Source organism: Pseudoxanthomonas taiwanensis (assembly GCF_010093135.1).
Taxonomy (GTDB): domain Bacteria; phylum Pseudomonadota; class Gammaproteobacteria; order Xanthomonadales; family Xanthomonadaceae; genus Pseudoxanthomonas; species Pseudoxanthomonas taiwanensis.
In genome coordinates, this window is the sequence record NZ_PDWK01000001.1 from 38,186 (window position 1) to 51,450 (window position 13,265).

The 13,265-nt window shown below is 70.0% G+C and carries 12 protein-coding genes, 1 tRNA gene and 1 pseudogene; all 14 read right to left on the reverse strand.

Features of this window, described 5'->3' with window-relative positions:
• Position 1: 1 nt before the first annotated feature.
• On the reverse strand, positions 2-1,093 hold the full coding sequence (gene nuoH / locus CR938_RS00255; RefSeq protein WP_162123070.1) for an NADH-quinone oxidoreductase subunit NuoH: 1,092 nt from the start codon (positions 1,091-1,093) through the stop codon (positions 2-4).
• The gene (gene nuoG, locus CR938_RS00260) at positions 1,090-3,330 is read right to left on the reverse strand and encodes an NADH-quinone oxidoreductase subunit NuoG (protein ID WP_162123071.1); all 2,241 of its coding nucleotides are present in this window, start codon (positions 3,328-3,330) and stop codon (positions 1,090-1,092) included. The genes nuoH and nuoG overlap by 4 nt, the downstream gene beginning before the upstream one ends.
• Positions 3,327-4,688: an NADH-quinone oxidoreductase subunit NuoF gene (gene nuoF / locus CR938_RS00265; protein ID WP_162123072.1), complete on the reverse strand. Its 1,362-nt coding sequence runs from the start codon at positions 4,686-4,688 to the stop codon at positions 3,327-3,329. Before nuoF ends, nuoG begins: the two co-directional genes overlap by 4 nt.
• 7 nt (positions 4,689-4,695) lie before the next feature.
• Positions 4,696-5,223, reverse strand: a complete 528-nt coding sequence (gene nuoE / locus CR938_RS00270) for an NADH-quinone oxidoreductase subunit NuoE (RefSeq protein ID WP_162123073.1) — start codon at positions 5,221-5,223, stop codon at positions 4,696-4,698.
• Positions 5,220-6,520 (reverse strand): annotated as a pseudogene (locus CR938_RS00275) (NADH-quinone oxidoreductase subunit D). The gene nuoE and the pseudogene CR938_RS00275 overlap by 4 nt, the downstream one beginning before the upstream one ends.
• Positions 6,521-6,528: 8 nt before the next feature.
• Positions 6,529-7,281: an NADH-quinone oxidoreductase subunit C gene (locus CR938_RS00280; protein WP_162123074.1), complete on the reverse strand. Its 753-nt coding sequence runs from the start codon at positions 7,279-7,281 to the stop codon at positions 6,529-6,531.
• Positions 7,282-7,308: 27 nt separating this feature from the next.
• Positions 7,309-7,884 (reverse strand): NuoB/complex I 20 kDa subunit family protein, encoded by a 576-nt coding sequence (locus tag CR938_RS00285; protein ID WP_162123075.1) that lies wholly within the window; start codon positions 7,882-7,884, stop codon positions 7,309-7,311.
• A complete protein-coding gene (locus CR938_RS00290) occupies positions 7,875-8,231 on the reverse strand; it encodes an NADH-quinone oxidoreductase subunit A (protein ID WP_162123076.1) in 357 nt (118 codons plus the stop codon). The genes CR938_RS00285 and CR938_RS00290 overlap by 10 nt, the downstream gene beginning before the upstream one ends.
• 336 nt (positions 8,232-8,567) lie before the next feature.
• Positions 8,568-8,652 (reverse strand) — tRNA-Leu (locus tag CR938_RS00295).
• A 41-nt stretch (positions 8,653-8,693) separates the two neighbouring features.
• Complete coding sequence (secG, locus tag CR938_RS00300) at positions 8,694-9,137, reverse strand: preprotein translocase subunit SecG (protein ID WP_162123077.1); 444 nt, start codon at positions 9,135-9,137, stop codon at positions 8,694-8,696.
• A gap of 14 nt (positions 9,138-9,151) precedes the next feature.
• The gene (gene tpiA, locus CR938_RS00305; protein ID WP_162123078.1) at positions 9,152-9,910 is read right to left on the reverse strand and encodes a triose-phosphate isomerase; all 759 of its coding nucleotides are present in this window, start codon (positions 9,908-9,910) and stop codon (positions 9,152-9,154) included.
• A gap of 93 nt (positions 9,911-10,003) precedes the next feature.
• Positions 10,004-10,942, reverse strand: coding sequence for an isopenicillin N synthase family dioxygenase (locus CR938_RS00310; RefSeq protein ID WP_162123079.1), 939 nt, complete (start codon positions 10,940-10,942; stop codon positions 10,004-10,006).
• Positions 10,943-11,010: 68 nt separating this feature from the next.
• Entirely contained in the window at positions 11,011-12,369 is a 1,359-nt protein-coding gene (gene glmM, locus CR938_RS00315) for a phosphoglucosamine mutase (RefSeq protein ID WP_162123080.1), read from the reverse strand.
• Entirely contained in the window at positions 12,366-13,244 is an 879-nt protein-coding gene (accD, locus tag CR938_RS00320; protein ID WP_162123081.1) for an acetyl-CoA carboxylase, carboxyltransferase subunit beta, read from the reverse strand. The genes glmM and accD overlap by 4 nt, the downstream gene beginning before the upstream one ends.
• Positions 13,245-13,265: the final 21 nt, after the last annotated feature.

Below are 13,265 nucleotides of genomic sequence, written 5' to 3' on the forward strand. Positions count from 1 at the left end.
ATCAGGCGCCCTTCTCGAACACGCCGTAGAACACCATCAGCGAGGTGACCGCGATCCAGGCAATGGTCAGCGGGATGAACACCTTCCAGCCCAGGCGCATGATCTGGTCGTAGCGGTAGCGCGGGAAGCTGGCACGGAACCAGATGTAGGCGCTGGCGAAGAAGAACACCTTCACGAACAGCCAGGGCCACCCGCCCTTCCAGATCCAGTCCACCCACGGCGACACGTCCGCGGTGATCCAGCCCTGGAGCGGGCTCAGCCAGCCACCCAGGAAGAAGATCGAGATCAGGAAGCTAACCAGGATCATGTTGGCGTACTCGGCCAGGAAGAACAGCGCGAACGCCGAGCCCGAGTACTCCACCATGTGGCCGGCCACGATCTCCGACTCGCCCTCCACCACGTCGAACGGGGCGCGGTTGGTCTCGGCCACGCCGGAGACCCAGTACACCACGAACAGCGGCAGCAGCGGCAGCCAGAACCACTCGAAGAAGCCGGCGTCGCCCGCCTGCGCCATGACAATGTCGGTCAGGTTCAGGCTGCCGGCGGCGATCAGCACGCCGACCAGGGCGAAGCCCATGGCGATCTCGTAGCTGACCACCTGCGCGGCCGAGCGCATCGCGCCCAGGAAGGCGTACTTCGAGTTCGAGGCCCAGCCGGCGATGATGATGCCGTACACGCCCATCGAGGTCATCGCCAGCAGGTACAGCAGGCCGGCGTTGGCGTTGGACAGCACCAGCTGGTAGTCGAACGGCACCACCGCCCAGGCCGCGAAGGCCGGCGCCAGCACGATCAGCGGCGCCAGCACGTACATGGCCTTGTGCGCGTTGGCCGGCTGGATGACTTCCTTGAACAGCAGTTTGAAGACGTCGGCGAACGCCTGGAAGATGCCCATGCCGACGTACATCGGCCCGTGGCGCACGTGCATCCAGCCGATCAGCTTGCGCTCCCAGACCACGTAGAACGCCACGGCGATGATCACCGGCATGGCGATGGTCAGGATCTTCAGCACGATCCACAGCGCCGGGCCCAGCTCGCCCAGCCCGTAGAACCACTCGCGCAGCGGTCCGACCGCGTTGATCAGCAGCTCATTCATGCCTTGACTACCTCGACACGGCCGGCCCCCAGCGGCGCGGTGGCGCCGTGCCCGCCCTCGATCCATGCCACGCCCGCGGCCACGCGCGCGTCCACCGCCACAGGCAGGGTCGCGGTGCCGTTGGCCGCCTTCACCCTGGCCACCTGGCCGCCCGCCACGCCGGCGGCCTCGGCATCGGCCGGGTTGAGCACGACGCGCGGGGCGGTGTTGAGCGGGTGCGCCTGCAGCGCGGCGGCGCGGCGCACCACCGCGTCGGTGCGGTAGATGGCCGGCACCAGCGCCAGCTCCAAACCGCCCTGCCCGGCCTCGCCGGCACGGCCGGGCGTCGGCGCTACCGCGGCGGCGCCGGCCAGGGACGCACGGGCGCCGGCCAGGTCGGTGAAGTCGAAGCCTTCCAGGCCCAGCTCGCCCCCCAGGGCACGCAGCACGCGCCAGCCCTCGCGGGCCTGGCCCGGCAGCTTGCCGCCGGCTCGGGTGCCCTGGTCCATGCCGGCCAGGTTGGTCAGCGTGGCCTCGATCTCCGGCAGCAGGCCGATCGGCAGGATCACGTCGGCCACCTCGTGGGTGGACTCGCAGGCGAAGTGGCTGAAGGCCACCACCCTGGCGCCCTTGAGCGCCCTGAGCGCGGCGCCGGTGTCGGCGAAGTCCAGGCCCGGCTCGATGCCGTACAGCACGTACGCGCCGCGCGGCTCGGCCAGCATGGCGGCGGCGTCGCGACCGGCCGGCAGCACGCCGGCGCGGGCCAGGCCCACGGCGTTGGCGCCCTGCGGGATGCGGCACAGCGCCGCGCCGGTGGCGGCGGCGAACTCGCGCGCGGCGGCGCGGATGGCCGCGGCCTGCGGATGGTTCTCGGCGATCGCGCCGACGATCAGCACCGGACGGGTGGCACCGCGCACGGCCTCGCGCAGCGCGGCGTCGCCCAGCGCCTCGGCGAAGCGCGACGGAGGCACGATCTGCTTGCCGGCCAGGGCAAAGGTGAACTCGAAGTCCACCGGGTTGATCGCGTGGATGCGCGCGTTGCGCTTGACCTGGGCCTTGCGCAGGCGGGCATGCAGCAACGGCACCTCGTGGCGGATGTTGGTGCCCAGCAGCACCACCACGTCGGCCTGCTCGATGTCCGCCGGGGCGGCGGCGAACGGCTCGGCCACGGCCGCGTCGGAGAAGTCGCGGTTGAAGATGCGGTGGTCGAGGTTACCGGTGCCCAAGCCCCTGGCCAGGCGCGCCAGCAGGCCGCCCTCCTCGTTCGAGGTGGCCGGGTGCACCAGCACGCCCAGGTCGTCGCCCCTGTGCTCGCGCAGGATCGCGGCGGCGGCGGCCAGCGCCTCGTTCCACGGCGCCTCGCGCCACTGGCCGTCGGCGCCCTTGACCATCGGCACGGTGGCGCGGTCGGCGGCGTACAGGCCCTGGTGCGAGTAGCGGTCGCGGTCGGACAGCCAGCACTCGTTGACCGCCTCGTTCTCGCGCGGCACCACGCGCAGCACCTCGCCACGGCGGCTGTGCAGGAACAGGTTGGAGCCCAGCGCGTCGTGGTAGCCCAGCGACTCGTGCGCGATCAGCTCCCACGGGCGGGCGCGGAACTGGAACACCTTGTTGGTCAGCGCACCCACCGGGCAGACGTCGATGACGTTGCCGGACAGCTCGGTGGTCAGCGGCTTGCCGTCGTAGGTGCCGATCTGCAGGTTCTCGCCGCGGTACATGCCGCCCAGCTCATAGGTGCCGGCGATCTCCGCGGTGAAGCGGATGCAGCGCGTGCACTGGATGCACCGCGTCATCTCGGTGGCCACCAGCGGGCCGAGATCCTCGTCGGGCACCACGCGCTTGGGCTCGGCGAAGCGGCTGACCGAGCGGCCGTAGCCCAGCGACAGGTCCTGCAGCTCGCACTCGCCGCCCTGGTCGCAGATCGGGCAGTCCAGCGGGTGGTTGATCAGCAGGAACTCCATGACGTTGCGCTGGGAGCGCAGCGCCTTGTCGGAGCGGGTGTAAACCTTCATGCCGTCCATCACCGGCGTGGCGCACGCCGGGGCCGGCTTCGGCATCTTCTCCACCTCGACCAGGCACATGCGGCAGTTGGCCGCCACCGCCAGCTTGCTGTGGTAGCAGAAGCGCGGGATCGGGATGCCGGCCCTGTCCGCGACCTGGATGATCATCGAACCCTTGGGCGCGGCCAGCTCCACGCCGTCGATGAAGACGGTGACGTGGTCGGGCGGCAGGTTGGGATTGACGGGCTGCGCGCTCATGCGGCCACCTTGCCTCCGTTGACCGTGCCGGCGCGCTGGTCGTCGACCAGGAAGCGGCGGTTCACGATCGCGTACTCGAACTCATGCCAGAAATGGCGCAGGAAGCCCTGCACCGGCCACGCCGCGGCTTCGCCGAAGGCGCAGATGGTGTGGCCCTCGATCTGCCCGGCCGCGGTGCGCAGCATGTGCAGGTCGTCGAGCGTGGCCTCCAGGTTGGCGATGCGGGTCAGCATGCGGTACATCCAGCCGGTGCCCTCGCGGCACGGCGTGCACTGGCCGCAGCTTTCCTTGTAGTAGAAGCGGGCGATGCGCTGGCAGGCGCGGACCATGCAGGTGGTCTCGTCCATGACGATGACCGCGCCCGAGCCGAGGCCGGAACCGGCCTTCTGGATCGAGTCGTAGTCCATGGTCAGGCCCATCATGACCTCGCCCGGCAACACCGGCATCGAGGATCCACCCGGGATCACCGCCTTGAGCTTGCGGCCACCGCGCACGCCGCCGGCCATCTCCAGCAGCTCGGCGAACGGGGTGCCCAGGCGGATCTCGTAGTTGCCCGGCCGGTTCACGTGGCCGGACACCGAGAAGATCTTGCAGCCGCCGGCGTTCGGCTTGCCGAGGTTGAGGAACCACTCGGGGCCGTTGCGGATGATCGCCGGCACCGAGGCATAGGTCTCGGTGTTGTTGATCGTGGTCGGCTTGCCGTACAGGCCGAAGTTGGCCGGGAACGGCGGCTTGAAGCGCGGCTGGCCCTTCTTGCCCTCCAGCGACTCCATCAGCGCGGTTTCCTCGCCGCAGATGTAGGCGCCGGCGCCCAGCACGTTGTAGATGTCGATGTCCACGCCGGAGCCGAGGATGTTCTTGCCCAGCCAGCCGTGGGCGTAGGCCTCGGCGCGGGCCTCCTCGATGTGCTCGAACGGCTCGTGGTGGAACTCGCCGCGCAGGTAGTTGTAACCCACCGTCGAACCGGTGGCATAGCAGGCGATCGCCATGCCCTCCAGCACCGCATGCGGGTTGTAGCGCAGGATGTCGCGGTCCTTGCAGGTGCCCGGTTCGGACTCGTCCGAGTTGCAGAGGATGTACTTCTGCATGTCGCCCTTGAGCATGAAGCTCCACTTCAGGCCCGTGGGGAAGCCCGCGCCGCCGCGGCCGCGCAGGCCGGACTGCTTGACCATCTCGATCACGTCGGCCGGCGGGATCTTCTCGGTCAGGATCTTGCGCAGCGCCTGGTAGCCGCCGACCTTCAGGTAGTTCTCGTACGACCAGGGCTTGTCGAAGTGCAGCGTCGTGTAGACCGCCTGGTGCTCCTTCGGCGCCGGGCCGACCGGGCCGTAGCCCTCTGAGTGCGGATGATGTGCCATGCCGTGCTTACTCCAGCGCGTCCAGCAGCTCGTCGACCTTCTCGGGCGTGAGCTTCTCGTGGTAATGGCCGTTGATCACGACCACCGGCGCGCCGCAGCACGCGGCCACGCACTCCTCCTCGCGCTTCAGGTAGATGCGCCCGTCGGCGGTGGACTCGCCCAGCTTGCAGCCCAGCTTCCTCTCGGCGTGGGCCACCAGCTCCTCGGCACCGTTGAGCCAGCAGCTGATGTTGGTGCAGAAGGCGACGTTGTTGCGCCCCACCGGCTGGGTCTCGAACATCGAGTAGAAGGTGGCGACCTCGTAGGCCCACACCGGCGGGATGTCGAGGTACCTGGCCACCGCGGCGATCAGCTCGTCGGTCAGCCAGCCGCCGTTCTGCTCCTGGGCCGCGTGCAGGCCCTGCAGCACCGCCGACCGCTTGCGGTCCGGCGGGAACTTGGTCAGCCAGTGGTCGATGTGCGCGCGCGTCTTGTCGCTCAGCACGACCATCGGGTCGACGTTGCGCGCGTTCTCGAAGTTACCGGTGGCCTTCATCGATCCACCTCACCAAACACAAGGTCATAAGTACCGATCATCGCGACCACGTCGGCCAGCATGTGCCCGCGCACGATCTCGTCCATCGAGGACAGGTGCGCGAAGCCGGGGGCGCGCAGGTGCACGCGGAAGGGCTTGTTGGCGCCGTCGGACACCAGGTAGCAGCCGAACTCGCCCTTGGGCGCCTCGACCGCGGCGTAGGTCTCGCCGGCCGGCACGCAGTAGCCCTCGGAGAACAGCTTGAAGTGGTGGATCAGCGCCTCCATGTCGTCCTTCATCTCCTCGCGGGGGGGGGGGCGACCTTGAAGTTCTTCACCATGACCGGGCCGGGGTTGGCCTTCAGCCACTTCACGCACTGCTCGATGATGCGGTTGGACTGGCGCATCTCGGCCACGCGCACCAGGTAGCGGTCGTAGCAGTCGCCGTTGGTGCCGACCGGGATGTCGAAGTCGACCTCGGCGTACTTGGCGTACGGCTGTTTCTTGCGCAGGTCCCAGGCGATGCCCGAGCCGCGCAGCATGGCGCCGGTCATGCCCCACTTCAGGGCCTGCTCCGGGGTGACCACGCCGATGCCGACGGTGCGCTGCTTCCAGATGCGGTTGTCGGTCAGCAGCGTCTCGTATTCGTCCACGCGCTTGGGGAACTCGCGGGTGAAGTGCTCGAGGTAGTCGAGCAGCGAGCCCTCGCGCGCCTCGTTCAGGCGCTTGAGCTCCTTGCCCTTACGCCACGGCGACTCCCTGTACTTCGGCATGCGGTCCGGCAGGTCGCGATAGACGCCGCCGGGGCGGTAGTAGGCCGCGTGCATGCGCGCGCCGGACACCGCCTCGTAGACGTCCATCAGCTCCTCGCGCTCGCGGAACGCGTACAGGAACACCGCCATCGCGCCCAGGTCCAGGGCATTGGAGCCGACCCACATCAGGTGGTTCAGGATGCGGGTGATCTCGTCGAACATCGTGCGGATGTACTGCGCACGCTCCGGCGCCTCGATCCCCAGCAGGTTCTCGATCGCGCGCACGTAGGCGTGCTCGTTGCACATCATCGACACGTAGTCCAGCCGGTCCATGTAGCCGATGGACTGGTTGAACGGCTTGGACTCGGCCAGCTTCTCCGTGCCCCGGTGCAGCAGGCCCACGTGCGGGTCGGCGCGGACGACGGTCTCGCCGTCCATCTCCAGGATCAGGCGCAGCACGCCGTGCGCGGACGGGTGCTGCGGGCCGAAGTTCATGGTGAAGTTGCGGATCTCCTGCCGCGGGGTCGCCTGCGCGCCCGCGGCCTGCGGAGCCTGTTCGTGGTGCATGGTGACGCTCACTTGGCGGCCTCCCGTTGCTCGGCCTCGCCCCTGGCGGTCTCGTAGCGGGCGTCGTCGCGGATGACGCGCGGCACGCCCACGCGCGGCTCGACCGAGGTCACCGGCTCGTACACCACGCGCTGGCGCTCCTCGTCGTAGCGCACCTCGACGTTGCCGATCAGCGGGAAGTCCTTGCGGAACGGATGACCGACGAAGCCGTAGTCGGTCAGGATCCGGCGCAGGTCCGGATGGCCCTCGAAGACGATGCCGTACAGGTCGAACGCCTCGCGCTCGAACCAGTTGGCGCCCGGCCAGATGCCGGTCAGCGACGGCACCACCGGCAGCTCGTCGTTGGGCGCGAAGCAGCGCAGCCGCAGGCGGCGGTTGTTGGCGTAGGACAGCAGGTGCACGACCACCGCGAAGCGGCGCTCGGGCGCGGCGATCTCGGCGACCTGGGCGCCGGCCTGGCGGGCCGGGCGCTCGCCCCAGCGGAAGCGGCCGACGTTGCGACCCTCCACGCCGCGGCTGAAGCCGCCGGAGGAGACGTCATGGGTGTCCCACTCGGCGCTGCCGTAGCCGAGGTAGTCCACGCCGCAGAGGTCGGTCAGCTGCTCGAAGGCGAACTCGTCGCGCAGCGCGCGGCAGGTGTCCAGCCACTGGCCGGACGGCACCATGAGCGTGACCTCCCCGCGGGGCTCGGCCACGGTGACCTCGGCGCCCGGGAAACGGTCGCGCAGTCGTTGGGCGAAGGAAGCAGCAGGCTCGGCCATGGGGCTTGGCGGCTCCGGAAATGGGGGTCAGCGGGCGATGGTGTTGGGCTTCTTGGCCACGGTCTGCGTGCGCCAGATCTTCTTCTGCAGCTGCAGGATGCCGTAGACCAGCGCCTCGGCCGTGGGCGGGCAGCCCGGCACGTAGATGTCGACCGGCACGATCCGGTCGCAACCGCGCACCACCGAGTAGGAATAGTGGTAGTAGCCGCCGCCGTTGGCGCAGCTGCCCATGGAGATCACCCACTTGGGATCGGGCATCTGGTCGTAGACCTTGCGCAGCGCCGGGGCCATCTTGTTGACCAGGGTGCCGGCCACGATCATCACGTCGGCCTGGCGCGGCGACGGACGGAACACGACGCCGTAGCGGTCCAGGTCCAGGCGCGCGGCGCCGGCGTGCATCATCTCCACGGCGCAGCAGGCCAGGCCGAAGGTCATCGGCCACATGGAGCCGGTGCGCGCCCAGTTGACCAGCGCGTCCACGCTGGTGGTCACGTAACCCTTCTCCAGGAGCGGGTTTTCGCCTTCCGGCCGCAGGATGTCGTCCACCCGCCCTTCCGGGATCGGGTTGTTCATCAGCCGGTCCAGCGTCTGGATCACTCCCATTCGAGCGCTCCCTTCTTCCACACGTAAACGAAGCCCAGGAACAGCATGCCGACGAACAGGGCCATGGTGACCAGCGCGCGCGGCCCCAGCTCCTGGAACACGAGGGTCCACGGCACGATGAAGATGATTTCCAGGTCGAAGACGATGAACTGGATGGCGATCAGGTAGTAGCGCACGTCGAACTTCATGCGCGCGTCCTCGAACGCCTCGAAGCCGCATTCGTACGGCGACAGCTTCTCCGCGTCCGGGCGCCGCGGGCCGAGCACGCGGCCGACGATGATCAGCGCGACGCCGATCCCGGTGGCCACGATCAGGAACAACAGGGTCGGCAGGTATTGGGCCAGCACGTGTGGTTCTCTCTTGCCTCTGCCCGGCGTGCCGGGCCTGGGTTCGCGTGCGCGGAGGACTTCCGCCCACGCCCTTTGTACTTCATGCCGCGGAGGGGCCGCGTGCATGCGCCGCGCCCGCATGAATACGGGCCTTGGCGCCGTATCCGCTGCGATTGTGCACAGCTGCGGAATTGTAGCCGTTCGCACGCACGCGAGTAAACGCTATCACGTCCCGCCGCGGCCGCCGGAAACCTTCAACACAACCATGAAAAAAGGCCCGCCGGAGCGGGCCTCGGGTCCGTTTGCGGCTTCCACCGGGCGGCGCCGGAACCCCTGCGCCACCCGCGCTGTGTTTGGTGCCCAAGAGGGGACTCGAACCCCTACGACTCTCGTCGCTACCACCTCAAGGTAGTGCGTCTACCAATTCCGCCACCTGGGCATGGAACCTGCCGGTTTCGGCCGGCGCCGTATTGTACCGCCTTACTGCGCCGGAGGAGGAGCCTCCCCCTCCTGCTGCGGGGCGGGAACCGCCGCCTCGCCCTGCGCCTGGGCCGGCTGCGCGGCCGGCACCTCGGACGGGGCGGCGACAGCCGGCGGCGGCACCGCCAGCTCGCCCGGCGCGGCGGCCGGCACCGCGGGGACCGCCGCCTCGCCCATCACGCCCAGGTCCGGGCCGGCGGCCGGGCGGGCATTGTGGGTGGCGTACCAGGCCATGAACATGCTGATGCCGAAGAACACCACGGCCAGCCACTTGGTGGTCTTGGACAGGAAGTTGGACGCGCCGCGCGCGCCGAACACCGTGCCCGAGGCACCGGCGCCGAAGCCCGAGCCGGCGGCCGCGCCGGCGCCGCGCTGCAGCAGGATCAGCGCGATCATGGCCACCGCCACCAGCACGTACACCACGTTGAGGATCACCATCAGCATCGTCTTGTCTCGACTTACCGGCCCGCCGCCACGCCGCGGGCAATGTCCAGGAAATCGGCAGCCACCAGCGAGGCACCGCCGATCAGCCCGCCGTCCACGTCCGGCTGCGCGCACAGGGCCGCGCAGTTGTCGGGCTTGACGCTGCCGCCGTACAGGATGGGCAGCGAATCGGCGATTGTAGCATCGTGCGCGGCGATCTGGCCACGGATGAAGGCATGGACCGCCTGGGCCTGCTCCGGGGTGGCGGTGCGGCCGGTGCCGATGGCCCAGACCGGCTCGTAGGCCACCACCGCGCCGGCGAAGCCGGCCACGCCCACCAGATCCAGCACCGGCTGCAGCTGGGCGGCGATCACCGCCTCGGTGCGACCGGCCTCGCGCTCCTCCAGACGCTCGCCCAGGCACAGCACCGGGGTGAGGCCGGCGGCCAGCGCCGCCTGGAACTTGCGGGCCACCAGCTCGCTGCCTTCGCCGTGGTAGGCGCGCCGCTCCGAATGGCCGACCAGGACGTAACGGGCGCCCACGTCCGCCAGCATGGCCGCGGCGACCTCGCCGGTGTAGGCGCCCTTGTCGTGGCAGCTCACGTCCTGCGCACCGAAGGCCACGGCACTGCCGGAGAACTCCCGGACCAGCCCCTCAATGTACGGGAACGGCGGCAGGACCACCAGCTCCACACCCTCCACCGGGGCGGCGGCGGCCACCTGGCCGACCAGCTGGCGGGCGAATTCGCGGGTGCCGTGCAGCTTCCAGTTGCCGGCGACGATCTTGCGGCGCATGCGTGTTCTTTCCCTGGGAAACGTGGCGCGGAAGGATACCCGCGGCGCGGCCGTCCTGCGCGCTGACAGCGCAGGACAGCCGCCCGGCGCCGCCTACTTCAGCTTGATCTCGCGCAGGCGCTGCTCGAGGAACTCCTGCGCGGTGATCGGCTCCGGATAGTGGTCCGGGTTGTCCGGGGTCACGCAGGACGGCAGCGTCTTGATCAGGAAATCCGGGTTCGGGTGCAGGAAGAACGGCACCGAGTAGCGCGGCTTGCGCGCCTCCTCCCCCGGCGGGTTGACCACGCGGTGGATGGTGGACGGGTACACGTGGTTGGTCAGGCGCTCGAGCATGTCGCCGATGTTGACCACGATGGTGTCGCCCTCGGAGGTGAAGGGTACCCACTCGCCCTTCTTCGACAGCACCTCCAGGCCGGCGGCGCTGGCGCCGACCAGCAGGGTGATGAAGTTGATGTCGCCGTGCGCGCCGGCGCGGACGTTGGGGATGTCCGGCTGGGTGATCGGCGGGTAGTGGATCGGGCGCAGGATCGAGTTGCCGAAGTTGGTCTTGTCGGCGAAGAAGTCCTCCGGCAGGCCGATGTGCAGCGCCAGCGCGGCCAGCACGCGCGAGCCCAGGTTGTCCAGGGCGTTGTACAGCGCCAGGCCGTACTCCTTGAACTCCGGCACTTCCTCCGGCCACACGTTCGGCGGCATCACCGGGCGGTACCTGGAGTCGTCCGGGATCTCGCGGCCGATGTGCCAGAACTCCTTCAGGTCGTAGTGCTGGCTGCCCTTGGCGGTCTCCACGCCGAAGGGGGTGTAGCCGCGCGCGCCGCCGCCGCCGGGGATGTGGTACTTCATCTTCACCTCCTCGGGGAGGGCGAAGAACTTCTGGAAGGCGGCGTAGGCGTTGTCGACCAGCTCCTGCGGGATGCCGTGGTTGCAGATGCCGGCGAAACCCCATTCGCGGTAGGCCGCGCCCAGCTCGGCGACGAAGGCGTCGCGGTCGCTGTCGTAGCGGGTGATGTCGAGGGTGGGAATGCGGGAACTCATGGGAATGCTCCAGTGGGGAACCGGCGCCGGCACCGCGGCGGCCGGGAGAAAACGCGCCGCCGCGGCACTCAGCCCGCGGCGGCCGAGCGCACGGCCTCGGCCAGGCGCTCCAGGGTGGCCTGCATCAGCGCCTGGTCGTCGGCCTCGACCGTGACCCGCACCACCGGCTCGGTGCCGGACGGGCGCAGGAAGGCGCGGCCCCTGCCCTGCACCGCGGCCTGGGCGGCCTGCAGGGCCCGGCGCACGCCATCCGACTCGACCACGGCCCTGGCCGGGACGCCGTCCAGGCGCACGTTGACGGTCTTCTGCGGCACCGTGGCCAGCCCGTCCAGGGCCTGGCGCAGGCTGCGCCCGGACCGGCGCAGCACATCCAGCACCTGCAGGGCGCTGATGATGCCGTCGCCGGTGGTGGCGCGGTCCAGGCACAGCAGGTGGCCGGAGGCCTCGCCGCCAAGCACGCCGCCGCCCTCGACCAGGGCCTGGTGGACGTGGCGGTCACCGACCTTGGCCCGCTGGAAGGCGATGCCGGCCTCGGCCAGGGCGCGCTCCAGCCCGTAGTTGGTCATCAGCGTGCCGACCACCGGGCCGTGCAGGCGGCCGCTGGCCTGCCAGTCGCGGGCCAGCACGTACAGCAGGCCATCGCCGTCCACCACCTGGCCGCGGTCGTCGGCCATCAGTACGCGGTCGCCGTCGCCGTCGAAGGCGATGCCCAGGTCCGCGCCGGCCTGGCGCACGTGCGCGGCCAGGTTCTCCACGTGCATGGAGCCGACGCCGTCGTTGATGTTCAGCCCGTCGGGGGCGTTGCCGATGGCCACCACGTGCGCGCCCAGCTCGCGGAACAGCAGCGGAGCGATGTGGTAGGTGGCGCCGTGCGCGCAGTCCACCACCAGCTTCATCCCGCGCAGGTCGAAGCCGCGCGGCACCGAGGCCTTGCAGAACTCGATGTAGCGGCCGACCGCGTCGCGCGCGCGGGTGGCCTTGCCCAGGTTCTCGGACTCGACGGTGGCGAACGGCTCGTCCAGCGCGGCCTCGATCGCCAGCTCGGTGGCGTCGTCCAGCTTCTCGCCCTCGGCCGAGAAGAACTTGATGCCGTTGTCGTGGTGCGGGTTGTGCGAGGCGCTGATGACGATGCCGGCGTCCGCGCCCAGGGTGCGGGTCAGGAACGCCACCGCCGGGGTCGGCATCGGCCCCAGCAGCTGCACGTCCACGCCGGCGGCCACCAGGCCCGCCTCCAGCGCGGCCTCGAACATGTAGCCGGAGATGCGGGTGTCCTTGCCGATCACCACCGAGCGGCGGCCACTGCGGCCGCGTGCCAGGACCCGGCCCAGGGCGTTGCCCAGGCGCAGCACGAAGTCGGCCGAGACCGGCCCCTGCCCGACCCGGCCGCGGATGCCGTCGGTGCCGAAGTAGCGCCGTGTCCCGCTCATGCGGCTTCCTGCGGACGCGGCTGGCGGGTCAGCAGGGCCAACAGCGTGGCCAGGCGGTCGCGCAGCTCGCGGCGGTCGCAGATCTGGTCGATGGCCCCGTGCTCGAGCAGGAACTCCGAGCGCTGGAAGCCCTCGGGCAGCTTCTCGCGCACGGTCTGCTCGATCACGCGGGGGCCGGCGAAGCCGATCTGCGCCCCCGGCTCGGCGATGTTGATGTCGCCGAGCATGGCCAGGCTGGCCGAGACGCCGCCGGTGGTCGGGTGGGTCAGCACCGAGATGTAGGGGATGCCGGCCGCGCGCAGGCGGCCCAGTGCCGCCGAGGTCTTGGCCATCTGCATCAGCGAGAACAGGCTCTCCTGCATGCGCGCGCCGCCGCTGGCCGAGAAGTTGACGAACGGGGCGCGCAGCTCCAGCGCCCGCTCCGCGGCCAGGGCGAACTTCTCGCCCACCACCGAGCCCATCGAGCCGCCCATGTAGGCGAAGTCGAAGGCGCTGGCCACCAGCGGCCGGCCCTTGAGCTGCCCCTCCATCGCCACCAGGGCATCGAACTCGCCGGTGGCCTTCTGGGTGGCCTTGATGCGGTCCGCGTAGCGCTTCTGGTCGCGGAACTTCAGCACGTCGGTCGGCGCCAGGTTCGGCGCGATCTCCCGGGTCGAGCCGGGGTCGAACAGGGCGGCCAGCCGCGCGCGGGCGCGGATCGGCCGGTGGAAGGCGCACTTCGGGCAGACTTCCAGGTTCTCCTCCAGCTCCGGGCGGTACAGCACCGCGCCGCAGCGGTCGCACTTCTCCCACAGGCCCTCGGGGATGCTGCGCTTGCGCCCACCGGCGGCCTCGGTGCGGATGCCGGAGGGCATCAGTTTGCTGAGCCAGCTCATTGGCGGATGTCGTTTTCCGTA